Source organism: Pseudomonas sp. 1176_21 (assembly GCF_052850635.1).
Map to the genome: position 1 here is coordinate 636815 of NZ_VXCV01000002.1, position 23796 is coordinate 660610.

The 23796-nt window shown below is 64.6% G+C and carries 20 protein-coding genes; 3 read left to right on the forward strand and 17 right to left on the reverse strand.

Translation table 11 applies throughout. From position 1 onward, the window contains the following. Nucleotides 1–181: 181 nt before the first annotated feature. Both FW760_RS08005 and FW760_RS08010 read right to left on the reverse strand, forming a co-directional pair. Complete coding sequence (locus FW760_RS08005) at nucleotides 182–955, reverse strand: TerC family protein (protein ID WP_043862319.1); 774 nt, start codon at nucleotides 953–955, stop codon at nucleotides 182–184. A gap of 75 nt (nucleotides 956–1030) precedes the next feature. Next, complete coding sequence (locus tag FW760_RS08010) at nucleotides 1031–2338, reverse strand: CitMHS family transporter (RefSeq protein ID WP_043862320.1); 1308 nt, start codon at nucleotides 2336–2338, stop codon at nucleotides 1031–1033. 295 nt (nucleotides 2339–2633) lie between these two features. Here FW760_RS08010 and FW760_RS08015 point away from each other — a divergent pair, with 295 nt between their 5' ends. Then, nucleotides 2634–3035 (forward strand): GFA family protein, encoded by a 402-nt coding sequence (locus tag FW760_RS08015; RefSeq protein WP_043862321.1) that lies wholly within the window; start codon nucleotides 2634–2636, stop codon nucleotides 3033–3035. A 6-nt stretch (nucleotides 3036–3041) separates the two neighbouring features. Here the strand turns inward: FW760_RS08015 and FW760_RS08020 are convergent, their stop codons facing one another. From FW760_RS08020 to FW760_RS08090, 15 genes are all read right to left on the reverse strand, one after another. Next, complete coding sequence (locus tag FW760_RS08020) at nucleotides 3042–4070, reverse strand: hypothetical protein (protein WP_116052462.1); 1029 nt, start codon at nucleotides 4068–4070, stop codon at nucleotides 3042–3044. 10 nt (nucleotides 4071–4080) lie between these two features. Then, the gene (locus FW760_RS08025; RefSeq protein WP_054916014.1) at nucleotides 4081–7773 is read right to left on the reverse strand and encodes a tubulin-like doman-containing protein; all 3693 of its coding nucleotides are present in this window, start codon (nucleotides 7771–7773) and stop codon (nucleotides 4081–4083) included. Between the two features lie 110 nt (nucleotides 7774–7883). Then, nucleotides 7884–8288 (reverse strand): hypothetical protein, encoded by a 405-nt coding sequence (locus FW760_RS08030; RefSeq protein ID WP_054916013.1) that lies wholly within the window; start codon nucleotides 8286–8288, stop codon nucleotides 7884–7886. A 15-nt stretch (nucleotides 8289–8303) separates the two neighbouring features. Continuing rightward, nucleotides 8304–9779 carry a hypothetical protein gene (locus FW760_RS08035; RefSeq protein WP_043862324.1) on the reverse strand — a complete coding sequence of 492 codons (1476 nt, stop codon included), beginning with the start codon at nucleotides 9777–9779 and terminating at the stop codon, nucleotides 8304–8306. Continuing rightward, nucleotides 9767–11218: a hypothetical protein gene (locus FW760_RS08040; RefSeq protein WP_116052464.1), complete on the reverse strand. Its 1452-nt coding sequence runs from the start codon at nucleotides 11216–11218 to the stop codon at nucleotides 9767–9769. The genes FW760_RS08035 and FW760_RS08040 overlap by 13 nt, the downstream gene beginning before the upstream one ends. 184 nt (nucleotides 11219–11402) lie before the next feature. Beyond that, nucleotides 11403–13358, reverse strand: a complete 1956-nt coding sequence (locus tag FW760_RS08045) for a DUF7844 domain-containing protein (protein WP_078481905.1) — start codon at nucleotides 13356–13358, stop codon at nucleotides 11403–11405. Then, a complete protein-coding gene (locus FW760_RS08050) occupies nucleotides 13355–13675 on the reverse strand; it encodes a DUF2388 domain-containing protein (protein WP_043862327.1) in 321 nt (106 codons plus the stop codon). The genes FW760_RS08045 and FW760_RS08050 overlap by 4 nt, the downstream gene beginning before the upstream one ends. A gap of 27 nt (nucleotides 13676–13702) precedes the next feature. After that, nucleotides 13703–13996 (reverse strand): DUF2388 domain-containing protein, encoded by a 294-nt coding sequence (locus FW760_RS08055; RefSeq protein WP_054916009.1) that lies wholly within the window; start codon nucleotides 13994–13996, stop codon nucleotides 13703–13705. A gap of 114 nt (nucleotides 13997–14110) precedes the next feature. Then, the gene (locus FW760_RS08060; RefSeq protein WP_043862329.1) at nucleotides 14111–14428 is read right to left on the reverse strand and encodes a DUF2388 domain-containing protein; all 318 of its coding nucleotides are present in this window, start codon (nucleotides 14426–14428) and stop codon (nucleotides 14111–14113) included. 239 nt (nucleotides 14429–14667) lie between these two features. Then, nucleotides 14668–14883, reverse strand: a complete 216-nt coding sequence (locus FW760_RS08065) for a DUF1127 domain-containing protein (RefSeq protein WP_043862330.1) — start codon at nucleotides 14881–14883, stop codon at nucleotides 14668–14670. A 319-nt stretch (nucleotides 14884–15202) separates the two neighbouring features. Next, nucleotides 15203–16696: an acetyl-CoA hydrolase/transferase family protein gene (locus FW760_RS08070; protein WP_116052465.1), complete on the reverse strand. Its 1494-nt coding sequence runs from the start codon at nucleotides 16694–16696 to the stop codon at nucleotides 15203–15205. A 178-nt stretch (nucleotides 16697–16874) separates the two neighbouring features. Then, nucleotides 16875–18311 (reverse strand): NAD(P)(+) transhydrogenase (Re/Si-specific) subunit beta, encoded by a 1437-nt coding sequence (locus tag FW760_RS08075; RefSeq protein ID WP_043862332.1) that lies wholly within the window; start codon nucleotides 18309–18311, stop codon nucleotides 16875–16877. Between the two features lie 2 nt (nucleotides 18312–18313). Beyond that, the gene (locus FW760_RS08080) at nucleotides 18314–18631 is read right to left on the reverse strand and encodes an NAD(P) transhydrogenase subunit alpha (RefSeq protein WP_043862333.1); all 318 of its coding nucleotides are present in this window, start codon (nucleotides 18629–18631) and stop codon (nucleotides 18314–18316) included. A gap of 11 nt (nucleotides 18632–18642) precedes the next feature. Then, nucleotides 18643–19764: a Re/Si-specific NAD(P)(+) transhydrogenase subunit alpha gene (locus FW760_RS08085; RefSeq protein WP_043862334.1), complete on the reverse strand. Its 1122-nt coding sequence runs from the start codon at nucleotides 19762–19764 to the stop codon at nucleotides 18643–18645. A 409-nt stretch (nucleotides 19765–20173) separates the two neighbouring features. Then, nucleotides 20174–21100, reverse strand: a complete 927-nt coding sequence (locus tag FW760_RS08090) for a LysR family transcriptional regulator (protein ID WP_104571727.1) — start codon at nucleotides 21098–21100, stop codon at nucleotides 20174–20176. 152 nt (nucleotides 21101–21252) lie between these two features. Between FW760_RS08090 and FW760_RS08095 the strand changes: the two genes are divergently transcribed. Together FW760_RS08095 and FW760_RS08100 are read left to right on the forward strand one after the other, a co-directional pair. Continuing rightward, entirely contained in the window at nucleotides 21253–22434 is a 1182-nt protein-coding gene (locus FW760_RS08095) for an acyl-CoA dehydrogenase (protein WP_054916007.1), read from the forward strand. 14 nt (nucleotides 22435–22448) lie between these two features. Next, a complete protein-coding gene (locus FW760_RS08100) occupies nucleotides 22449–23669 on the forward strand; it encodes a CaiB/BaiF CoA transferase family protein (RefSeq protein WP_043862337.1) in 1221 nt (406 codons plus the stop codon). Nucleotides 23670–23796: the final 127 nt, after the last annotated feature.

Genomic DNA, 23796 nt, shown 5'->3' on the forward strand with positions numbered 1-23796 from the left:
TGACCGGCGGTTTTTTCCAGTGCTCACTTAAGCTGTAGTCGGCCAAGGGCCGTGGCGCCAGCATGGCATGCATGCACAGGCTTTGAAACCTCGCGCGCCGGTTCGGGCAACTTCGCTGGCGCGTTGCCGTCCCAAAAGACAAAAGGCCCCATTCGGGGCCTGTTGTTCAACGCAGCCAGTGTTACTGACCCGGAATGTCCTTGCGAAGTTTCACCGGGTCGCTCTGCTGTTTCTTTTTCGCCGCCGCGGTGCGCATCTTGATGTTGATCGCCTCCACCGCCAGCGAGAAGGCCATGGCGAAGTAGACGTAGCCCTTGGGTACGTGCACGTCGAAGGCTTCTGCAATCAGCACGGTGCCGACCACGATCAGGAACGACAGCGCGAGCATCTTCAGCGACGGGTGCTTGTCGATGAACTCGCTGATGGTCCTGGCGCACAGCATCATCACCAGCACCGCGACGATGATCGCCGCCACCATCACCGGCACGTGGGACACCATGCCCACTGCGGTGATCACCGAGTCCAGCGAGAACACGATGTCGATGATCGCGATCTGGATGATGGTGTACAGGAACTTGCCACCGGCCTTGCCGGAAGACGGCTCGTCGTGGGTTTCGTCCTCGCCTTCGAGGCCGTGGTAGATCTCCTGGGAGCTCTTCCACAACAGGAACAGGCCGCCGAAGAACAGGATCAGGTCACGCCCGGAAATGCCCTGGCCGAACACATGGAACAGGTCGGCGGTCAGGCGCATGACCCAGGCGATCGACAGCAGCAGCAGGATGCGCGTGACCATCGCCAGCGCCAGGCCGAAGATCCGGGTGCGCTGCTGCATGTGCTTGGGCATGCGGCTGACCAGGATCGAGATCATGATGATGTTGTCGATGCCCAGGACGATCTCGAGAGCCGTCAGGGTAAAAAAGGCAACCCAGATTTCCGGGTTGGTCAGCCATTCCATGTGTGTTCCTTCGAGCGTGTGGGGCGTTGCGCGCCGCAGGGGTCGACGCGCAAGCGTTGGGATGAAACGGATGAATTATAGGCTGCTGAACAGCGGGAAAATTCCCATCAGCAGCGCCGCGAACATGATGCACAGGCACACCAGCACCGCCCATTTGAGGGTGAAGCGCTGGTGATCGCCGAATTCTATACCGGCCAGGGCTACCAGCAAGTAGGTCGAGGGTACCAGCGGGCTGAGCAGGTGGACCGGTTGCCCGACGATCGAGGCACGGGCCATCTCCACCGGGCTGATGCCGTAGTGGCTGGCAGCTTCGGCCAGCACCGGCAGCACGCCGTAGTAGAAGGCGTCGTTGGACATGAAGAAGGTGAACGGCATGCTCACGATCGCGGTGATTACCGCCAGGTACGGGCCCATCGCTTCGGGGATCACCGCCAGCAGGCTCTTGGACATGGCCTCGACCATGCCGGTGCCGGACAGGATGCCGGTGAAGATGCCCGCCGCGAAGATCAGCCCCACCACCGCCAGCACGCTGCCGGCGTGGGCCGCGACGCGGTCCTTCTGCTGTTGCAGGCACGGGTAGTTGACCACCATGGCGATGCTGAAGGCGATCATGAACAGCACCGGCAGCGGCAGCAGGCCGGCGATCAGCGCGACCATCAGGGCCAGGGTCAATGCGCCGTTGAACCACAGCAGTTTGGGCCGGCGCGCGTCGGGATATTGCGATACGCTGATTTCACTGTGGTCGATTTCATCGCCCGGCAGGTGCAGTTCGCCCAGGCGGGCACGTTCGCGCTTGCCGTACATATAGGCGATGGCCAGGATGGCGAACACGCCGAAGGCCATGGCCGGGATCATCGGCACGAAGATGTCCGACGGATCGACGTGCAGCGCGCTGGCGGCGCGGGCGGTGGGGCCGCCCCAAGGGGTCATGTTCATCACCCCGCCGGCCAGGATGATCAGGCCGGCCATGATCCGCGGGCTCATGCCCAGGCGGCTGTACAGCGGCAGCATGGCGGCCACGCAGATCATGTAGGTGGTGGCGCCGTCACCGTCCAGCGATACCACCAGGGCCAGCGCGGCGGTGCCCACCGAGACTTTCAGCGGGTCACCCTTGACCAGCTTGAGGATCTTGCGCACGGCCGGGTCGAACAGGCCGGAGTCGATCATCAGGGCGAAGTACAGAATGGCGAACATCAGCATCACGCCGGTGGGTGCCAGCTTGCTGATGCCCTGCAGCATCATCGGGCCGATCTCGCCCGAGAAGCCGCCGAACAGGGCGAAAATGATCGGTACCAGAATCAGCGCGATCAAGGCCGACAGGCGCTTGGTCATGATCAGGTACATGAAGGTGATGACCATGGCGAAGCCGAGGAAGGTCAGCATGGGGCAGTTACTCCAGGCGAGGCGCGTCGAGAAAGGGACGAACGGATCAGCGCAAGGTGCGCGGTGCTGGGAGTGACGGCGGGAGGGCAGGCAGAACGCGGGCGTGGAAGGACATCAGTATCACCATTGTTGTTGTTGATTGGGCCGGGCACTGCAGTAAAGTCAGAGCCCTGGCTGACCGGTCTTTTGCCGGAGGTGAGGCGATGCTAAGTGCCCAAGCTTTCAGCCAGCTTTCGGCGGCACAAAGGCGACAGAAGGTTTCATCAACCAGTGCGGGTCTGCAGGAGCGACGAGGATGGGCGAAGTGCATGAAGGCGGCTGCCATTGCGGCGCCGTGCGGTATCGGGTGGCGGGTGCGCTGGAGGATGTCGCGCACTGCCATTGTTCGGTGTGCCGGCGCGTGACCGGCGGGTTGCTGGTGACCTGGGCGACGGTGCGCTGCGAGGACTTCCAGTGGCTGCTGGGCACGCCGCAGCGCTACGACTCGTCGGCCAGCTGCGTGCGCTACTTCTGCAGCCGCTGTGGCGCGCACATGGCGCTGACCACCGACCTGAGCCCCGAAAGCATCGATATCACCATCACCACCCTGGACGCACCGGAGCAGGTGCAGCCGCGCCGGCATATCTGGACCGACAGCCGGCTGCCCTGGGTGCACCTGGACGAGCAGCTGCCGGGCGAACCCGGCGAGACGCTATAGCGCGGGCTACTCGATGATCACCCCGCCCAGGCCCTTTGGCGTGTTGAACGACTGAGCGCGCAGCTGCTCGGCCTGGCGCAGGATGATCTGCGCCTGGCGGTTGCCAGGGTCCTGGCTGAGCACGCTGTTGGCCAGCGAACGGGCGGTGGCACCGTCACGACGGGCCAGGGCGCTGCGTGCCTGGCTCAGTTGCTGGCCCACCAGCCCGGCATTGGCTGCGCTGGCAGGGCGTTGTACGGGCGGGCGCGGGGTGGTGAGCGGACGCTGCTGCGCCGGCTGCACGACGCGAGCCTGTTGTTCCAGCTGTTGCTGGCGCTTGGCGAGCTGGGTTTGCTCGTCGCGTAGCTGCTGCTCCTTGGTGGCCAGTTCACGGGCCTGCTGCTCGCGTTGCGCCCGTTCGGCCGCAGCCTGACGAGCGGTTGCCGCACTGGCCGCGGCGGCTGCCGCCTGGGCCTTGGCCTGCTGGTCGCGCTGCTGGCCCTCGAGCCCGGCCTGGGCACGTTGCAGCAGGCTGATGGCGCGCGGGTCCTTGCTCTCGATGCGCAGCGCGCTTTCGGCTTTTTCCAGCGCACAGTCGAACTGGCTGCTGCGCAGGCACGCCTGGCCGGCGGCCAGTTCGGCTTCGAACTGCTGCAGCGACTGGCGTTGGCTGGCCTGGTAGGCACCGTAGCCGAGTACCGCCACAACCACACCGGCGGCCAGGGCAAGCTTGCGCCTAAGGTTGCGCGACTTGGCCACCGGCGCCCCCTGCACTACCGGCGGTACGGGCGGCGGCGTCACCACCGGTGTGCTCACGATGCCTGCCGGGGCCAGCGTGTGCACCGATTCGATCACCGGCGCGGGCGCCGCTGCGGGCATGGGGGGCGGGGCCGCGCTCACCACGACCACCGGCGCCGGCGCGGCGGGTGCAGCGGCCACAACCTGGCTGCTGGCGCCGCAGTACGGACAGAACGCCACCGGGCCGCTCAGGGGCTGGTTGCACGCGCTGCTGGCGCAGTTGAGCGGGAAGGCCGGATTTTTCGCGGATGCGGACATGGGGCCTTCCTCAGTTCACAGGCGGTGGCGCCATCGGCGCAACGGGCGGTGGGGTACCGACAGGCGGCGCTGCGGCGGGCGTCGGGGCGAACAGGTGGGCCAGCTCGGCGATCTGCCCGGCGCCCAGCCAGGCGGCCATGCCTTCGCGCCACAACAGGCTGTCGCGGGTCACCTGGCCGGTCTGCACGTACTGCTGCAACTGGCTGGTGGTGTACGGGCCATAGTTGGTGCCGGCCACGCTCAGGTGGTAGCTGTACTGCGGTGCGGCCACCGGCGGCGGCACCATGCCGGCTGCACCTGGTGGCGGCGGTGGAGCCATGCCCGGCATGGGGGCGGCAACTGGCGCTGTGCTGGCGGCCGGCTGGAACAGGCTGTCGAGCCAGCCGCTGGTGAAGAAGTCCTTGAGCAGGGTGCGCTTCTCGCTGTGCTCGTCGTGCACTTCGTCGCGGTACACATCGGCGCGCGAGCCGCTGACCGGCTCGGTGAACTGCTGCAGCAACGCGCGCGCCTGCTCGACAAGGCGCTCGGCGTTGTCCGGGGCCTGGCGCTTGAGGCGGTTGTCGTACTCGTTTTTCAGCAGCTCGGCGATCTTGTACGGGAAGGTCTGGTACAGCGACGACACGCCGATTTCGTCCTGGCGCATCTGCGGCTTGTAGGCGCCGCGGCGCAGGTCTTCGAACAGCGCGACCATGGCTGCCAGTTGCTGCGGGCTGCGCAGTTGCTCGTAGCGTTGGCGCAGCTGGTCTTCGATGTCCTTGCGCTGTAGCTGGTTCAGGCCGTTCTGGCGGATCGCGAACTCGTCACCGACGCTGAAGTAGTCCTGGTCGATCATCAGTTCGTAGCGTTCCGACGGGTTGCGGCGCAGTACCCCCATCACGACCGCGTGCAGGTACAGCTTGAAGTCCTCGGCGAACTGGCGGTACTGCTCCTGGGTGAACTGGATCGGCTGCACGAACTGGCTGATGCGCTTGTGGCTGTGCAGCGGGATGGTGGTGCTTTCCTTGCGGTAGCTGGCCAGGTAGGTCGGCAGCGGGGTCAGCGCCGGCAGAGGGAAGCCGCTGAGCTCGGTAAAGCAGATCAGCTTGCCCGGGGTGCCCGACTCGACGAACTGGATCTGCCCGGCGGTCATGCCGGTGCCCTGTGGCAGGCACTGGCCGAGCATGGCGCCATAGGTGCGCTTGAACTCATTGGCGTCCTGCACGCCGACCAGGCAGGTGTAGCGGTCCTTGCCGATGCCGAAGCCGCCGGTGAGGTTGAGCGGGGTCCACGGCATGGCACGTTGCAGCAGCTGGCGGAACTTCTCGCGCTGCTCGTCCGGGGTCAGCGCGGCCAGCGCACTGAGCAGCGGGTCGGTGCCCTGGGTCTGGCGCGGCAGTTGCTGTACGGCCTTGGCGCGCAGCTTGGACAGCAGCTCTTCCTGGCCCTCCTCGTCCTGCAGCTTGCCGAACAGGGTCTTGGAGCCGCCGAAGTCCTTGAATGCGTCCTTGGCCCACTCGCGCACCTGGGCGCCGTCCACCGGTTGCTCTTCGCTGTTCTGCACCAGCGCCAGGGGGATCAGCGTGGCGTGTTTTTCCTTGATGCTGGCGTCGATCTTGCTGATGTCGGTCTCGATCCGGCGCAGCAGCTGGTCGACTGCGTTGCGCCCGTCCTGCAGGCGACCGACGAAGCCGTTCCACACCGCGCGACCGCTCTGGTCCACCGACTCCTTGCGGCCCAGCCAGTCGGACAGCTCGCGCAGCAACTGGGCCGCCTCGCGCGCGGCTACATGGCGCACGTAGAACAACAGGCTGTCGCGCAGGGTGTCCTTGACCTGGGTGAGCACGGTCTCGGCCTGCTTGTCCTTGCCGCTGAGGCGGGCCATCAGGCCGCCGCCGGTGGTTTCCTTGAGGCGCTCGAATTCGCGGGCCAGCTCCGAGGACTCCAGCTTCTCGGCCAGTTCCTTGAAGCGTGCGGCGTTCTTTTCCAGCGCCGGGATGATGCCGCTGCCTTCGTTTTCCAGGCGGTCCTTGAGCATCTCGACCAGGGCCAGGGTGTAGTCCAGGCCACCGCGCTCATCGTCGTCCAGGCGACGGAAGAGTTTTTCCGGCAGGGCGTCTTCGCGCACCAGCTCGGCCAGGCGGCGCTGGCGGTTTTCCTTGATGCGTACCTCGTGGTTGCGCTCGGCACTGTCGATGTTGCTGCCCTTGGTGTCGCGTTCCAGCTGCTGCTGGATCTCGCGCACATGGGTCAGCCATTGGTCCTTGTCGGCGCCGCCGCTGTGCAGGCGTTCGAACAACGCTTCGACCTTCTGCTCGATCTGGGCGGTGATGCTGTTGTCGCCTTCCACCAGCAGCAGGTCGTCGGCGATCTGGTAGTGGGTGAACTCGCCGGTGGCCAGGGTCAGCTCGACCTTGGACAGGAAGTCCGGCAGTTCGGTGAAGGTACGCGGGGTGACGTTCAGCTGCTCGCGCAGGAAGTCGTCACGCTCGCGGTCGGTAGGACGGTTGTCGTTGGCCGAGGCGTTGGCGATGCCGAAGAACGCCTTGAGCATCTGCTGTACCTGACGGCTCAGGCGCACGTTCTGACGCGCATCGATCTGGGTGTCGAGCACGGCCTGGCCGAGCGATGAGTACGAGCACGGGAAGCGCAGCTCGGTGTCGTCGCCGTAGTCCTGGGGCAGGCGCACAGTGTAGGAGCGGATCTTGTGCTGGTTCTGGTTGACCGCGATCGAACGCTTCTTGTTGGCGAAGTCCTGCGAGGTGAAGTCGGTGAACAGCACGTCCGAGAGCATCTCGTAGACGTCTTCCTGGTCGCTGGTCTTGGCCTGGGCGACGTTGCTGTTGTCGATGATGTAGACGTCATCGTACGGGCGGTTGTCGATGAACAGGTTGTCGGTGGCGTCCCAGTGCTTGACCAGGCGGTTGCCGCGCATGCTGGTTTCCAGCTCCATCAGCGCCGCGTAGCCGTTGGCCTGCACGCGCTCGGTGTTGTAGGCATGGAAGCCGCCGGGCAACACGAAGAACAGGTCGACCTTGCCGGCGATGTTGTGTTCCTTGAGGATCGCCTTGGCCAGGTAGCCCATGTCCAGGAACGAACCGGACCCGGTGCCGCCGGCCGCCGAGCCGCTGATGACGATGCGGATCTTGCCGGGGTCGATTTCCAGGCCGAGCTTCTTGAGCTTGTCGGCGTTGCCGCCGATGTTGGCCAGCAGGCGCCCGACCTTGTCGCGCAGCTTGTCGCGGATCACCGGGTACTTGTCGTAGAAGTACAGGCGCGACAGCGCACGGATCTGCCCGGCGCCCTTGGAGGGGTCGATGCCCAGGGCGCGGATCTTGTCCGGGGTCAGCGGGAACCATTCGGCCACTTCACGGTGGCGGTTGAGCTCGTCCATCGAGTGGGTGTACTTGCTCAGGTTGAGCGGCTCGATGATCTTCTCTTCGGAGGTAAAGGCCACTTGTTCGGCCAGCACGTCGGTCTTGATCGACTTGCCGTCCTGGGTGACTTCGCCAGCATCCAGGTCGAAGTTGATGAACTGCACCAGGGGGAAGTCGGCAATCTGCTGCACCTGGTTGTTGCCGCCCCAGATGGCATTGAGAATGCGCCGGCGCAGGCGAATGTTGACCTTCATGCCGGTACCGCCCAGGGCGATGAACAGCGTCGGGTGGATCTTCTCGCTGACCATGTTCAGCGCTGCCGGGCCGGAAGGTTGTGCATTCTCGTTCATCTGAAACTCCATGAGCCCTGGCTGGGCTGGCCGAGTCGGGTCGGCGGGCTAAATCCGTGGATCAAATTGAAGCGTCAGGCCAGGCCTGACGCGGGCAGTGCAGGCCGGGCTCAGCGCTTGGCCGAGAAGGTCATCAGCCAGGCCACCAGCGAAATGCCGGCCACGCCAGCCAGTGGCGCAAGGTACAGCGGGGTGAGGAACTGACCGGAGTTGATCACCGCCAGCACGGCCATGGCCGACACCAGCAGCAGGCCCAGGAACAGGAACCAGCCCGAGGCGTTGGCGCGGCTGGGGGCCACGCGCTCGCGCACGCGCCAGTTGGCGTAGGCGTTCTTGATCACGAAGAAGATCAGCGCCAGTACTACCAGCACGGCCACGCCGATCAGGGCGTCACGGCTGTCGACCTTTTTCGGGCCCAGGTCCATCAGCGGCGCCGGAACGCTCAGGGTGGAGGTGGTGGTGGCCGGTGCGGCGTCGTTTTCTACGGGGGCTGGCAGGGAGCTGGTCTGGGTCATGATCGGGGTCCTGGGTTATTTGAGGCGCACGGCGACGTCGGCGGCGAGTTTTTCGAGGGTGGCGCCGAACAGGCCGCGCTTTACGGTCGCGACCTTGTTCTGCCGGGCGTCATAGACGCTGGCGCTGCTGAACGGCTTGAGCGGGTATTGCTGGGCGATGCCTTCGACCATCACCGTGACCGGCTTCTTGCCGCCGATCAGGGCCTTGGCCAGCAACAGGCCGATCAACGCCAGCACCAGCAGGGCCAGCAGCAACAGCACCGGGCCCAGCGGGTAGCTGATCTGCAGCACGATCGGCAGGCGGGTGGCCGAAGCGCTGGCTTCGCTGGACGGCAGGAACACATCGGGCAGTGCATCGTTGGGGAACAGCTCGTTCATGCGCTCGATGAACTGCTGGGAAATCTGCAGTTGCTGCTCGCTCAGGCGCACTTCGATGGCCCCGGCACGCTGGTAGCCGCTGGACAGCAGCACTTCGCTGGACCACTGCGACGGCAGCGGCGGCAGTTGCAGGCTGATCGACAGCTCGTCGGAGCGGGCGCCGGGTTCGAGGTTCTCGATGCGGTCCATCGAGATCGCCGACTGCAGGGCTTCGCCGGGCATGTCCAGGCTCATCGCGACTTTGGCCGAGTGGATCTGGTAGGGGTTGAACTGGTTCTCGAAGCGGCCCAGCAACACCGCGGTCTTGGGCGAGCCGTCGACGTTGATGTTGAGCACCACGGTCTGCTGGTCGGGGGCCAGCTCTGCACTGACGTCGGGGGTGTCCTTGACGCCGGTCGGGATGAAGCGCACGGCGGCCTGGGTCAGCGGCTTGAGGCGTACACGCGCGTCGTTCAGCAGTTTGGCCAGGGCCGGCTGGGCCAGCACCTGTTCCAGCGCGGCACCGGCATTGGCGCCGTAGGCCAGGGCGTAGATCATCAGGCCGTTGGCTTCGAAGTTGCTGCTCTTGACCGGCATCTTCTGCGGGAAGGCGGCGATGCGGCTGATCACGTCTTCCTTGTGCAGCAGGTCGTAGAACTCGCGGTTCTTGAGCTGGGTCTCGCTGCTGTTATTGGGGCTGTTCTTGTTGTTGGTGACGATCCAGATGATGCCTTCGCGCCCTTCCAGGCCGGTCTTGATCGCGGCCAGCAGGGCTTCCTTGAAGTCGGTGTCGGCATAGGCGCCACTGGCCTTGCGTGCCAGGGCCAGGGCATTGACGCTGTCACCGAGCTTGGCGTGGGTGCCGGGGCCGCGGTAGGTCCATTGCGGCGAGGGGTGGCTGCTGTCGGCCTGGTTGAAGGCGCCGATCACCACTTCGCCGTTGCCGGCGGCGGTGGCGGCCAGTTGCGTGATCAGCGGTTTGAAGCCCGAAGCCGGGTCGAGGTAGAACGGCTCCATCCAGCCGGAGTTCTGTACCAGAAACACCTGGCGCAGCGGTTGCGCCTGGGCGCTCAGGCACACCAGGCTCAGGGCCAGCAGCAGGCCACGGCGCAGCAGGCGGTTCATGCGTTCCATCGGTAGAGCGCTCCAGTCGAATCGATGTACAGCCACAGGGCGTTGTCGTGGAAGAACCACTGGGCGTTCCAGGGTTGGGCCACTTTGAGGGTGATGCTCAAGGGCGGCTGGCCCACGCGTTCCAGGCAGAACTGGCTGTCGATGGCCTGGTCGTTGCCGAAGAACTGTTGCAGGCTCGACGGCCACTCGACGCGCACCGACAGCAGGTACTGGCTGTCGATGAACTCGATGAAGGGGTAGACCACTTCGCGCCGGGTGGGGGTGTTGTCGACGTCGTGCTCGCCCCAGGGCGCATCCAGGCGCACGTTGAACATGTAGTTCAGGTGCCCGGTGCTCAGGCGCGAGCCTTTGACTTCCTTGCGTTCGTCCGAGTCCAGGCGCAGGCAGTACTGCTCGCTGCCCTCGAACAGTTGCTGCCAGATGCCGTAGCCGTTGACGAACGGCGGGCCGTATTCGGGGCGGGCCTGGGCACCGGCGGGCCAGCTCAGCCACTGGGCGTCCAGCTGTGCGCCGAGCTTGACGCTGAGGTAGCCGTGGGCGCCGATCCACAGCAGGCGCCGCGAGGCCGGGTCGCGCAGTGGCGCGGACAGGCCCTGCAGGTGCGCCGGGTTGGCGTGGGCGATGGGGTGCAGGGTCCATTGTTCATTGTGGCGTGCCACCAGGCTGAAGCTGCCGTCGGGCATCTGCTGCGGGATCAGTACCAAGTCGTCGAGATCGCCGGGGGCGGCGATGGCACGGCCCGGGCAGCGGTCGACATGGTAGCGGCCATCGAGCGGGTCGACGCGCACCTCGGTGGCACCCTCGTCACAGGCCAGCAGCAGGCGTTGCTGTTCGCCCACCTCGCGCAGGCTCACGCCCCACGCCCAGCTGGGCAGGCTGCAACGGCCGATCGGGGTGCTGTGCGGCAACAGCGCCGCCCACTCCTGGGCCTGGCGCTGCCAGCGGAACAGGCTGCCGTCGCGGGCCAGCGCAAACAGCGCCTCGCGATGACCGCCCAGGTTGGCGACGAGAAAATTCAAGCCGTTCTTGCGTGGCAGCTGGTCGTACTTGTGCGCGGTGTTCAGGCTGCGCGGGGTGGCGCCGTCCAGCTTGCGGTACAACGCGGCGAGGGTGTGTTCGGCACCGTCGAGCCGGCAACTGCCCTCCACCACCCGGCGTCCGCTACCGTTGCCATAGGGCGGCAACCAGCGTTGTTGGCGGTCGAAGCGCACGGGCGTGAGGGCTGTACCGGTCTGCGGGCAATGGCGGAAGCTGGCCGGCAGCCAGCCCTGCGCACCGGGCGCCTGCTGCGCACCGACGAGAAAGTCCAGGTCGGGCTGCGCGTCTTCCAGCGCCTTGCCGGCGACGTGGGTCAGGGAGAACCTGCCATGGGCATCCTGCAACCAGCGTTGCCCATCCAGCGACCACTCGTACTCGCGGTCGTCTCCGACTACGTCCATATAATCCCACCATGCCAACGGTCGTCCGTGCGCGGCAGTGCCTGCTTGAGGTCAGGCCGTCACGTCGAAAGAAAGAGGTTCTGCGAAATGTCCCGGCGCCTTTCGGCGGGGCGCAATGGCAGCCAAATGCCATTTTTCAAGCGGCGAAATAGTGGCACAGGCAGTTACAAAGTCAACTACCGACTCAGGGCAATTGCAGCCCGCCCGCGGCCTTGTGCAATGCGCGCAGGTGTTCGCCGAGCTGCTTGAGGTTGGCTTCGACGGCGGCGATTTCGGCGGCGCGCTCGGGGCCGAGCAAGGCGCGTACTTCCTTGTCCAGGTCGCCGGTCAGGCGCTGCAGTTGCTGTTGGCGCTGGCTGCTGGCCTGCTCCAGCTGCTGGCGTTCGCTGGCCTGGGGCAGCCCGTAGCCGCTGCCGCTCAGCAGTTCGGCCGGTTTGCTGAGAAAGCCGCTGTTGGCGAGGATCTGCTGCAGGGTGCTGTTGGCCTGGGCCACGTTGGTGTCGTTGAGCTCGCGACCGCTGAGGTAGCGCTGCTTGACCTCGTCCTGGGCCAGTAGCAGCTGGCGGCGCAGGCCGGCCTGTTCCAGCAGCAACAAGGCCGCGCTGGTGCGCAGGTCGGCCTGGGCGAACCATTGCTGGCGCTGGGCGGGTGGCTGTTCGAGCCAGGCCTCCACGCTGGCCTGCGGCACCGGCAGGTGCTGCTTGAGCACCTGGAACATGGCCTGGTAGCGGTCGCGGTAGGAGTCGAAGCGGTAGCCCAGGCGCAAGGCTTCGCGCGGGTCGTCGAGCACGCTCATGTCGGCCAGGCCACGACCCTGCAGCACCTCGAGCAGGCCATTGGGCATGATGCTGTCGAGCCCGGCCAGGCGCGGGTTGCCGGTGCCGCTGCGCAGCAGCTTGAGGGTTTCGACCGCGCAGTTGTTGGACAGGAAGTAATAGTGGCCGTCGTAGTTCCAGTGCATCTCGGCGGCCTGGCGCACCAGGTCTTCGATTTCGTCCCGGTCGAGCTTGAGCGGGATCGAAGCCAGGCTGCGCAGTTCGGTCTTGGTGTACTCGTCGATCACCTGTGCCAGTGGCAGCACGAACAGGCGCGAGGGGTAGGCGCCGGTCAGGCCGTCCCAGCTCGATAGCTGCACGTCGTTGACGAAGGCGCGGTACGAGAGCACCAGGTGCTGGTCCAGGTCCAGGCGGCAGTCCGGACCGCGTGGGCGCCCCGGCGCGCAGATCACCAGGCGCAGCATGCTGTGGCCCCAGCGGCTGACCCAGTTCTGGTTGGCTTCGGCCAGCAGGAAGTCCACGGCGTACACGCGTTCGGGGTCGACCTGGCCCAGCGGCTGCTTGTCGAAGTCGTTGCCGGCGTTGAGGAACGGCAGCCCCGGCGCGCACTCGGCAGCGGCAGGCGCCCAGTCGAAATGCTCGCGCAGGTACTTGTAGAGGGCCGGGCGGCGACAGGCGTAGCTCGGGTCGAGGAGGAAGTACTCCATGTTGACCGCGATGAATTCCTTGGGGCTGCTCAGCTCGTAGCTGTCCGGGGTGCGCGCGATCTGGCGGTTGTGCTGTTCGCGCTCGCCACGCCGGCCCACGTACTGCGGCCAGCCGGCGAGGTCGAGCAGGCGCGGGTCGTCGCTGAGGGTGAAGCGGCGTTCGGTCTGGCCGCGGCATTCATCGGGCAGCCCCACCTTCCCCAGGCTGGTGTTCTGGCGCACGCAGCGGCTGATCAGCCGGCGCTCGGGCGCTGGCCACAGGCGGGCGCGGTCATACAGGTGAGTGAGCTCGTGGAGAACGGTGGCCAGCAGCTCCTGGCGCACCGTGCCATGCGGCCGGCCGGTCTGCGCGGTGGCAGCGCTGCCATCGGTGAGGCCCGGCAGCAGGCGCCGGTTGAGCTCCAGGCTCGATACCAGCGACGCCTGGCCATAGGCGTCTTCGGGCATGCGGGTGGTCCAGGAGACGTCGACGCGGCGGTCCAGCTCAGCCTTCAAGCGTGGCGGCAGGGCCTGCAGGGCTTCGTCGAGCAGTGCCTGGCTGGCCCGCTGCTGTTGCGGGTCGAGGCCGTCTGCCTGCAGGTGCAGTTGCAGGTCGGCCAGCGCAGGGGCGCCGAGCAGCGTCAGTACGCTGCCCAACAGCCAGGCAAGGGGTTTCACAGCGACAGGATGGCTTCGGCCAGCACCTGGTCGCTGGCGTCGCGTGCTTCGGGAACGCGCTGGCGCAGGGTATCGAAGGCAGCTTCCAGTTGCGCGCCACGGATATCGCCACGGCTGGCGACGAAGCTGGCGGCATCGTCACGGGCCTCGCGCACGACCTTGGAGTCGCGGATCGAGGTGGTGGTGTCGGAGGTGAAGTCGATCGAGCGGCCAAAGGCACGCACGATGATATTGCTGGTGGCCACCAGGGTTTGTGCCTGGACCACGTCGGCCAGCAGCATCAGGCCGAGGGTGGCGGCAATCAGCGGTTTACGCATGGAGCATCTCCGGAAAATCGGTTGTGATCATTGGACGAGAATTGCCTGCGCCAGTTCAAGGTCGCTGGCATGAAGTTCGGGGGTGTGCTGGCGCAGTGCGTTCAGGGCGGCTTCCAGCTGTGCGCCACGCAGGGCGCCGTCGCTGGCGACGAAGGCGGCGGCATCGTCGTGGGCGGCCAGGATCAGCTTGCGATCGAACGGGGCGGTGGTCACCTTGCTGGTGGCGTAGCCCGCAATCACAAGGCTTTGAGTGGTCAGGTCGAAGGCCTGGGCGGCAGTCGACGCGCAGAGTGCGAGCAGCAGCGGTAGCAAATAACGCATGAGGTCTGGTTGGCTGTGAAATCAGGCGGCAAGGCTATCCCAATGCGCGGGTGGGGACCAGCGCAGGGTACCCGGCTTTTACACGTTGTTACGTGTACCGGGCCCTTGCGCGGTTCAGATGGCCAGGATCGCCTGGGCCAGTTGGGCGTCGGAAGCCTGCAGGGTCGGGGCCTGCTGGCGGATGTGGGCGAAGGCGCTTTCCAGTTTCACACCGCGGATGGCGCCCTGGCTGGCGACGAAGCTGGCGGCGTCGTCACGGGCGGCGCGCACGATCTTGTCATCGCGCAGCGATGAGGAGGCATCGGAGGTCGCGTTGGTGGAGGCGGCAACGCCACGCACCACGGTATCGGTGGTGACCACGAAGCTGGATGCGTGGGCAGTGGAGGCCAGGGCCAGCAGCATTGCGGCGCCAAGCAGGCGGGTACGGGACATGGTCGATCTCCTGAATATGGGCCTGGCTATTATGCAGCAGGTGGTGCAGCGGCGTCTGCTTCGCCGGCTCGTGCAGCGCAACTGTACGATTGTACTGGTGATATTTTGGTTTATAAAAACTGTACTGGTATTGGGTTCGAATGCTCTGGCGCGGGCCTTTCAAACAAAAAACCCGTCAGCAGTCACCTGCGACGGGTTTTTGAATTCGGGGGTGCCGGCGTTGGCCGGCGGGCCCTGCATCAACGCCAGAAAGGCTTGCTCAGCTCTTCGTAACGTTGTGCTTCGCTGATACCGGCATCAGCCAGCAGACGCGAGTCCAGGCGAGCCAGTTGGTGGCGGCTGGCGATGCGGCGTTGCCACAGCATCAGGTTGGCCAGCAGGCGCAGTGGCAGCGAACCCTGGGATTGTTGAGCGTTGTTTTCAAAAGCCAGATCGGAACTGAGTGTACGTTCCATGGTGTCATCCTTCCGCTTGTGGCGGCATTAGGTAGTGATTTAACTGATGCCAATGATCCTCCTGTGTCGTCCATAACAGTAGATACAGTTCACCTGCATTGTGATGGGCCAGTTAACTGTTTATGCAGACTGTTGCACTCGTATTGGACGCAACTGTACCGGTCCGCACTGAAATGGTGCAATTTAGGGTCAATGAGGGGATTTTGCGTAGGAAGGTACCGTCAAAACACCGGTACAGTAGAACAGTTTGTGTAACGGTTGGACGGGGCAACTGTACAGCCGGTGCGCATTGCGCGCCACCGGCTGTACAGGGACGGCTTCAGCTGGCCAGCATGCGCCCGGTTTCTTCCAGGTTTTCATGCCACTGCAGGGCTTCGCGCAGGATGTGCGGGGTGTGCCCACCCTTTTCGCAGGCGCGGGTAAAGTAGTCGTTCAGTGCGTCGCGGTAGTCCGGGTGCACGCAGTTGTCGATGATCACCCGGGCGCGCTCGCGCGGCGCCAGGCCACGCAGGTCGGCCAGGCCCTGCTCGGTGACGAGGATGTCCACGTCGTGCTCGGTGTGGTCCACATGGCTGACCATCGGTACTACGCTGGAGATCGTGCCGCCCTTGGCGATGGACTTGGTGACGAAGATGGCCAGGTGCGCGTTGCGCGCGAAGTCGCCCGAGCCACCGATGCCGTTCATCATGCGCGTGCCGCACACGTGGGTGGAGTTGACGTTGCCGTACAGGTCGAACTCCAGTGCGGTGTTGATGCCGATGATGCCCAGGCGCCGTACCACTTCAGGGTGGTTGGAGATTTCCTGCGGACGCAGCACCAGCTTGTCCTTGTAGCGCTCCAGGTTGCCGAACACGTCGGCGTTGCGACGGGTCGACAGGGTGATGGAACTGCCCGAGGCAAAGCTCAGCTTGCCGGCGTCGATCAGATCGAAGGTCGAGTCCTGCAGCACTTCGGAGTACATGGTCAGGTCTTCGAACGGCGAGTCGATCAGACCGCACATCACCGCGTTGGCGATGCTGCCGATGCCGGCCTGCAGTGGGCCGAGCTTGTTGGTCATGCGCCCGGCGTCGACTTCCTGCTTGAGGAAGTTGATCAGGTGGTTGGCGATACCCTGGGTTTCGTCGTCCGGCGGCAATACGGTGGACGGCGAGTCCGCCTGCTCGGTGATGACGATGCCGACGATCTTGGCCGGGTCGATCGGGATCGCGGTGCTGCCGATGCGGTCATCGACTTTCACCAGCGGGATCGGCGTGCGGGTCGGCCGGTAGGTCGGGATATAGATGTCATGCAGGCCTTCGAGGTTGGCGTTGTGCGCCATGTTGATCTCGACGATGACCTGCTTGGCGAAAATGGCGAAGCTGGCCGAGTTGCCCACGGAGGTGGTCGGCACGATGTGGCCGTCTTCGGTGATCGCGACCGCTTCGATGACCGCGATGTCCGGCAGCTTGAGCTGCTGGTTGCGCAGTTGCTCGACGGTTTCCGACAGGTGCTGGTCGATGAACATCACCTTGCCGTCGTTGATGGCCTTGCGCAGGGTGCTGTCGACCTGGAACGGCATGCGACGGGCCAGCACACCGGCTTCGGTCAGCTGCTTGTCGAGGTCGTTGCCCAGGCTGGCGCCGGTCATCAGGCTGATTTTCAGCGGCGACAGCTTGGCTCGCTCGGCCAGTGCGTGGGGCACGGCCTTGGCTTCGCCGGCACGGGTGAAACCGCTCATGCCGACGGTCATGCCGTCCTCGATCAAACCTGCGGCATCGGCCGCACTCATTACCTTGCTGTGCAAAGAGGACAAGCGAATACGATCACGGTACATGGATTATTATCTCGGGCTACTAAAGCTAGATGCGCAGTCTATTGATTTCGCCTGTCGGCGTCCCGCGACCAAGGTCGAATGCGAAGGCCTGAAGTAGAGCCTTCTGTCGGCTGGGCGGGCATTAAAAAGCCCCAGCCGGTACCGCGCTGGGGCTATTTGTCACAGCCTTTTCAAGGGCTTATTCCACGGCTTTGACCATGTCTTCGATGACCTTCTTGGCATCGCCGAACACCATCATGGTCTTGTCCAGGTAGAACAGCTCGTTGTCCAGGCCGGCATAGCCGCTGGCCATGGAGCGCTTGTTGACGATGATGGTCTTGGCCTTGAAGGCTTCGAGGATCGGCATGCCGGCAATCGGCGACTTGGGATCGTTCTTGGCCGCCGGGTTGACCACGTCGTTGGCACCGAGCACCAGTACCACGTCGGCCTGGCCGAACTCGGAGTTGATGTCGTCCATCTCGAACACCTGGTCGTAGGGCACTTCGGCCTCGGCCAGCAGCACGTTCATGTGCCCGGGCATGCGCCCCGCCACCGGGTGGATCGCGTACTTCACGGTCACGCCGTTGTGGGTGAGCTTTTCGGTCAGTTCCTTGAGCGCATGCTGGGCACGGGCCACCGCCAGGCCGTAGCCGGGCACGATGATCACGGTGTCGGCGTTGCTCAGCAGGAAGGTGGCGTCGTCGGCCGAACCGGATTTCACCGGGCGCGCCTCCTTGGCACCGGCCGGGCCGGCCGCTTCTGCGGCGCCGCCGAAACCGCCGAGGATCACGTTGAAGAACGAACGGTTCATCGCCTTGCACATGATGTACGAGAGGATCGCGCCGCTCGAACCCACCAGCGAACCGGCAATGATCAGCATCGAGTTGTTCAGCGAGAAGCCGATGCCCGCCGCTGCCCAGCCCGAATAGCTGTTGAGCATCGAGACCACCACCGGCATATCGGCGCCGCCGATCGGGATGATGATCAGCACACCCATCACGAAGGCCAGGGCCAGCATCAGGGCGAAGGCGGTCAGGTTGCCGGTGAAGGTGAAGATCAGGCCCAGGGCGATGGTGGCCAGGCCCAGCACCAGGTTTAGCTTGTGCTGGCCGCTGAACTGTACCGGCGCGCCCTGGAACAGGCGGAACTTGTACTTGCCCGACAGCTTGCCGAAGGCGATGACCGAACCCGAAAAGGTGATCGCACCAATGGCGGCGCCAAGGAACAGCTCCAGGCGGTTGCCGACCGGAATCGGGTCGCTGATGCTGGCCACGATGCCCAGCGACTGTGGTTCGACCACGGCAGCGATGGCGATGAACACGGCCGCCAGGCCGATCATGCTGTGCATGAAGGCGACCAGTTCCGGCATCTTGGTCATTTCGACGCGTTTGGCCATGATCGAGCCGGCAGTGCCGCCCACCAGCAGGCCGACGATCACGTAGCCGATGCCGTCGGTGGCCAGCTGCGCGCCCAGTTTGTAGATCAGGCCGACGGTGGTGATTACCGCCAGGGCCATGCCGAGCATGCCGAACAGGTTGCCGCGCCGCGAGGTGGTCGGGTGCGACAGGCCCTTGAGCGCCTGGATGAAGCACACCGAGGCGACAAGGTAGAGCAGGGTTACCAGGTTCATGCTCATGTTTACTTCTTCCCCTCAGCCTTCGCGGCCTTTTTCTTGAACATCTCCAGCATGCGCCGGGTGACGAGGAAACCGCCGAACACGTTGACCGCTGCCAGGGCCACCGCGAGGGTGCCCATGGTCTTGCCGAGCGGGGTCACGGTCAGCGCGGCGGCCAGCATGGCGCCGACGATGACGATGGCGGAGATGGCGTTGGTGACCGCCATCAGCGGGGTGTGCAGCGCCGGGGTCACGTTCCATACCACGTGGTAGCCCACATAGATGGCCAGCACGAAGATGATCAGGTTGTAGACGCCGTGAGAGATCAGCATGTCTTCCATTGTCTGGCTCCTTATCCGTTCTTGCGGATGACCTGGCCGTCGCGGCACATCAGGCACGCGGCGACGATGTCGTCTTCGAGGTTGATCGTGAGGGCGCCGTCCTTGTCGAACAGCAGCTTCATGAAGTCGAGCAGGTTGCGTGCATACAGGGCCGAGGCGTCCGCACCGACCTGGGCTGGCAGGTTGGTGGGGCCGACGATGGTCACGCCGTTCTCGATCACCACCTGGTCGGCCACGGTCAGCGGGCAGTTGCCGCCCTGCGCGGCGGCGAGGTCGATGACCACCGAGCCCGGCTTCATCTGCGCGACGGTTTCGGCGCTGAGCAGGGTCGGTGCCTTGCGCCCGGGGATCAGCGCCGTGGTGATGACGATGTCGGCCTGTCTGGCGCGTTCGTGCACGGCCTGGGCCTGACGCTGCATCCAGCTGGCGGGCATGGGCCGCGCGTAGCCGCCGACGCCTTCGGCGCACTCGCGTTCCTCATCGGTTTCATACGGCACGTCGATAAACTTGGCGCCGAGCGATTCGATCTGCTCCTTTACCGCCGGGCGCACGTCCGAGGCCTCGATCACCGCACCCAGGCGCTTGGCCGTGGCGATGGCCTGCAGGCCGGCCACACCGGCGCCCAGGATGAGCACGCGGGCAGCCTTCACGGTGCCTGCGGCAGTCATCAGCATCGGCATGAAGCGTGGGTAGTGATGCGCGGCCAGCAGCACGGCCTTGTAGCCGGCGATGTTGGCCTGCGATGACAGCACGTCGAGGCTCTGCGCGCGGGAGGTGCGCGGCGCGGCTTCGAGAGCGAAGGCGGTGATCCCGCGTTCGGCCATCCTGGCAATCACGTCATTGTTGAACGGGTTGAGCATGCCCACCAGAACGGTGCCGCTGTTGATCTGGCCCAGTTCGCTTTCGTTGGGCGCCACAACCTTGAGTACAAGCTGTGCGCCAAACGCATCGGCAGCGCTGCCGATGGTCGCGCCTGCTGCTTCATAGGCACTGTCGGGCACGCTGGCATTGACGCCCGCGCCACGTTGCACAGTGACCTGATGACCCTGGCCGATCAGTTTCTTGATGGTTTCGGGGGTGGCAGCGACACGTGTCTCGCCCGTCTGCGTTTCGAGAGGAACACCAATGTGCACGTCAATTTCTCCTGCGTGATCTTTTGTTGGTAAACCAGCGCACTGCGGATGGTGCGTCTGGGGCGGCCGATCAGCACGATCCCGCCCTGAATCCGGGCGGGGCGCGGCATTTTGCAGGCGATCCTGAATCGCTTCAACCGGTTCTGAAGGGTGACGAACGATAAACTACAAGTCACCCTGTGACCGAATGTCGCAATAAACGGCCTGAAGCCCGCGAACCGTGGGCTTCAGGGACATTACGCAAAATTTGAAATTTTTTCAGACAAATTTCGCGAAAGCGCATTTGTGCACAGGCTTTATGTCGCGAAGGCCCCGTAAACAGCAGGGTTAAGGGGTGTTTTGGCGTGCACCGGAACAGTCTGCTCATTTGCGACATTTTCGTATATCTGTAGGGCTCGATATTTGCTGACTACGGGGTCAACAAACCGCTCTGATCCTTGTGCTGCGCGGTATAGCGCTGGGCCTCGGCTACCAGCCAGTCGCGAAAAGCACGCAGTGAGGCGGATTCCACCTTGCGCTCCGGGATCATCAGGTAATACGCCTTGATGCTCGACAGCGCATGCGGGTTGGCAATCACCAGCCTGCCCTCCCCCAGTTCATGCTGGATGAGAAAGGGCGGGATCAACGCCACGCCCATCTCGTGCATGGCGGCCTGGGCCAACATCGAGAATAGCTCATAGCGCGGGCCGGTCATGTCGCGGGCCACGTTCATTTCCAGGCTGTTGAACCACTGGCGCCAGGCATAGGGTCGGGTGGTCTGCTGCAGCAGCGGCAGTTGCGCGAGGTCCTCGGCGCTAAGGCTAGCCTGCCCTGCCAGCAAGGCCGGGCTGCACACCGGCACGGGGTTCTCGCCCATCAGGCGGTGGGACTGGGTACCCGACCAGTCGGCGTCGCCAAAATAGATGGCGGCGTCGAAGTGGGTGTCGGCGAAAAGGAACGGACGGGTGCGGTTGGTCAGGTTGACGGTGACTTCGGGGTGCAGGCGCTGAAAGTCCTTCAGTCGCGGCAGCAGCCATTGCGTGCCGAAGGTCGGTACCAGGGCCAGTTCGATCACGTTGGCGCCCTGCTGGCCCATCACCGACAGGGTATCGCGCTCCACCGCGTCCAGCTGGGTGGCGACGCGGCGGCTATAGGACAGGCCGGCTTCGGTGAGCTTCACGCCACGGCGCGAGCGTCGAAACAGCTCCACATTCAGAAACTCCTCCAGCCCGCCCACCTGTCGGCACACCGCGCCCTGGGTCAGGGAGAGCTCCTGGGCCGCCTTGGTAAAGCTTTCGTGGCGGGCTGCAGCCTCGAAGCACACCAGGGCCGTGGTGCTGGGGATCTTGCGCCGCATATACGTCAACCTCACTAATCAGTCGTAAAAATGGCCGTTGGTGCCGTTACGAAGTGAGAAATTATCACAAGACTATGCGCAATCCTCGTTTGTCGCCACGCCCGTTACGGCCTAGGATCAACCCACGACAAAACGTTTCCGAGGATTCGCACATGGCTGGCAAGGCAAGCTTCAACTGGATCGACCCGCTGCTGCTCGATCAGCAGCTCACCGAAGAAGAGCGCATGGTGCGTGACAGCGCGTTCCACTTCGCCCAGGACAAGCTCGCCCCGCGTGTGCTCGAAGCCTTCCGCCATGAGCAGACCGACCCGGCGATCTTCCGTGAAATGGGCGAGGTTGGCCTGCTGGGTGCGACCATCCCCGAGCAGTACGGTGGCAGCGGCCTCAACTATGTGTGCTACGGCCTGATTGCCCGTGAAGTGGAGCGTATCGACTCCGGCTATCGCTCGATGATGAGTGTGCAGTCTTCGCTGGTGATGGTGCCGATCAACGAATTCGGTACCGAGGCGCAGAAGCAGAAGTACCTGCCCAAGCTGGCCAGCGGCGAGTGGATCGGCTGCTTCGGTCTCACCGAGCCCAACCATGGCTCCGACCCGGGCTCGATGATCACCCGCGCCAGGAGCGTCGACGGTGGCTATCGCCTGAGCGGCAGCAAGATGTGGATCACCAACAGCCCGATCGCTGACGTGTTCGTGGTGTGGGCCAAGGACGATGCGGGCGACATTCGCGGCTTCGTGCTGGAGAAAGGCTGGGAAGGCCTGAGTGCCCCGGCGATTCACGGCAAGGTCGGCCTGCGTGCCTCGATCACCGGCGAGATCGTGATGGACAACGTGTTCGTGCCTGAAGAAAACATCTTCCCGGATGTACGTGGCCTGAAGGGCCCGTTCACCTGCCTCAACTCGGCGCGCTACGGCATCTCCTGGGGCGCCCTGGGTGCAGCGGAAGCCTGCTGGCACACCGCGCGCCAATACACCCTGGACCGTCAGCAGTTCGGCCGCCCGTTGGCCGCCAACCAGCTGATCCAGAAGAAGCTGGCCGACATGCAGACCGAGATCACCTTGGCCCTGCAAGGTTGCCTGCGCCTGGGCCGCATGAAGGATGAAGGCACTGCTGCGGTCGAGATCACCTCGATCATGAAGCGCAACTCCTGCGGCAAGGCGCTGGACATCGCCCGCCTGGCCCGCGACATGCTGGGCGGCAATGGTATCTCCGACGAGTTCGGCGTGGCCCGCCACCTGGTCAACCTCGAGGTGGTCAACACCTATGAAGGTACCCATGACGTGCATGCGCTGATTCTGGGGCGTGCGCAAACCGGTCTGCAGGCTTTCTATTAATAAGGAGCCAGCCCATGGGCGCGCTATCTCATCTGCGGGTGCTGGATCTGTCGCGAGTGCTGGCCGGACCGTGGTCCGGACAGATCCTCGCGGACCTGGGGGCCGAGGTGATCAAGGTCGAGCGTCCCGGGGCGGGCGACGACACGCGCGCCTGGGGCCCGCCGTTTCTCAAGGACGCCTATGGCGAGAACACCAGTGAGGCGGCCTACTACCTTTCGGCCAACCGCAACAAGCAGTCGGTCACCATCGACTTCACCCAGCCCGAAGGCCAGCAACTGGTACGCGAGCTGGCGGCCAAGTCCGACATCCTGATCGAGAACTTCAAGGTTGGCGGGCTGGCGGCCTACGGGCTGGACTACGAAAGCCTGCGGGCGATCAACCCGCGGCTTATCTATTGTTCGATCACCGGCTTCGGCCAGACCGGACCCTACGCCAAGCGCGCTGGTTATGACTTCATGATCCAGGGCCTGGGTGGCCTGATGAGCCTTACCGGCCGCCCGGAGGGTGAGGACGGTGCGGGGCCGGTGAAGGTCGGGGTGGCGTTGACCGATATTCTCACCGGGCTGTATTCGACGGTGGCGATATTGGCCGCCCTCGCCCACCGGGATCACGATGGCGGCGGGCAACACATCGACATGGCGTTGCTGGATGTGCAGGTGGCTTGCCTGGCCAACCAGGCGATGAACTACCTGACCACGGGTGTTGCGCCGCGTCGCCTGGGTAATGCGCACCCGAACATCGTGCCTTACCAGGATTTTCCTACCGCCGATGGCGACTTCATCCTGACCGTGGGTAACGACGGGCAGTTTCGCAAGTTCGCCGAGGTGGCCGGCCAGCCGCAGTGGGCGGATGACCCGCGGTTTGCCACTAATAAACTGCGTGTTGCCAACCGCGCCGAGCTGATCCCGCTGATTCGCCAGGCCACGGTGTTCAAGACTACCGCCGAGTGGGTCAGCCAGCTGGAGCAGGCGGGTGTACCGTGCGGGCCGATCAACGACCTGGCGCAGATGTTCCAGGACCCTCAGGTGCAGGCGCGTGGCCTGGCCATAGAGATTCCTCACCCGTTGGCCGGCAGCGTGCCGCAGGTAGCCAGCCCTATTCGTTTGTCCGAGACGCCGGTGGAGTACCGCAATGCACCGCCGCTGCTGGGGGAGCATACCGAACAGGTGCTGATGCAGGTACTGGGGCTGAAGGGTGACGAGGTGCAACGCCTGCGTGGCGCGGGCGTGCTGTAGGCGCCCTCTCCTATCTATATAGAGGGTGGCGAGGGCTGATTTGATAAAGTTTCAAATTAGCCCTTGACGCACGATTTAATCTCTCTATAATTCGCCCCACTTCCGGCGCAGTCGGAACGAAAAACTT

What these genes read in the sequence shown, in the direction of transcription:
- FW760_RS08060 (WP_043862329.1), bottom strand. Translation starts at nt 14,428, where the DNA reads ATGTCCCGTACCCGCCTGCTTGGCGCCGCAATGCTGCTGGCCCTGGCC.
- FW760_RS08070 (WP_116052465.1), bottom strand. Translation starts at nt 16,696, where the DNA reads ATGTACCGTGATCGTATTCGCTTGTCCTCTTTGCACAGCAAGGTAATG.
- FW760_RS08075 (WP_043862332.1), bottom strand. Translation starts at nt 18,311, where the DNA reads ATGAGCATGAACCTGGTAACCCTGCTCTACCTTGTCGCCTCGGTGTGC.
- FW760_RS08065 (WP_043862330.1), bottom strand. Translation starts at nt 14,883, where the DNA reads ATGGAACGTACACTCAGTTCCGATCTGGCTTTTGAAAACAACGCTCAA.
- FW760_RS08050 (WP_043862327.1), bottom strand. Translation starts at nt 13,675, where the DNA reads ATGCGTAAACCGCTGATTGCCGCCACCCTCGGCCTGATGCTGCTGGCC.
- FW760_RS08035 (WP_043862324.1), bottom strand. Translation starts at nt 9,779, where the DNA reads ATGGAACGCATGAACCGCCTGCTGCGCCGTGGCCTGCTGCTGGCCCTG.
- FW760_RS08090 (WP_104571727.1), bottom strand. Translation starts at nt 21,100, where the DNA reads ATGCGGCGCAAGATCCCCAGCACCACGGCCCTGGTGTGCTTCGAGGCT.
- FW760_RS08015 (WP_043862321.1), top strand. Translation starts at nt 2,634, where the DNA reads ATGGGCGAAGTGCATGAAGGCGGCTGCCATTGCGGCGCCGTGCGGTAT.
- FW760_RS08020 (WP_116052462.1), bottom strand. Translation starts at nt 4,070, where the DNA reads ATGTCCGCATCCGCGAAAAATCCGGCCTTCCCGCTCAACTGCGCCAGC.
- FW760_RS08025 (WP_054916014.1), bottom strand. Translation starts at nt 7,773, where the DNA reads ATGAACGAGAATGCACAACCTTCCGGCCCGGCAGCGCTGAACATGGTC.
- FW760_RS08010 (WP_043862320.1), bottom strand. Translation starts at nt 2,338, where the DNA reads ATGCTGACCTTCCTCGGCTTCGCCATGGTCATCACCTTCATGTACCTG.
- FW760_RS08100 (WP_043862337.1), top strand. Translation starts at nt 22,449, where the DNA reads ATGGGCGCGCTATCTCATCTGCGGGTGCTGGATCTGTCGCGAGTGCTG.
- FW760_RS08080 (WP_043862333.1), bottom strand. Translation starts at nt 18,631, where the DNA reads ATGGAAGACATGCTGATCTCTCACGGCGTCTACAACCTGATCATCTTC.
- FW760_RS08005 (WP_043862319.1), bottom strand. Translation starts at nt 955, where the DNA reads ATGGAATGGCTGACCAACCCGGAAATCTGGGTTGCCTTTTTTACCCTG.
- FW760_RS08095 (WP_054916007.1), top strand. Translation starts at nt 21,253, where the DNA reads ATGGCTGGCAAGGCAAGCTTCAACTGGATCGACCCGCTGCTGCTCGAT.
- FW760_RS08055 (WP_054916009.1), bottom strand. Translation starts at nt 13,996, where the DNA reads ATGCGTTATTTGCTACCGCTGCTGCTCGCACTCTGCGCGTCGACTGCC.
- FW760_RS08040 (WP_116052464.1), bottom strand. Translation starts at nt 11,218, where the DNA reads ATGGACGTAGTCGGAGACGACCGCGAGTACGAGTGGTCGCTGGATGGG.
- FW760_RS08030 (WP_054916013.1), bottom strand. Translation starts at nt 8,288, where the DNA reads ATGACCCAGACCAGCTCCCTGCCAGCCCCCGTAGAAAACGACGCCGCA.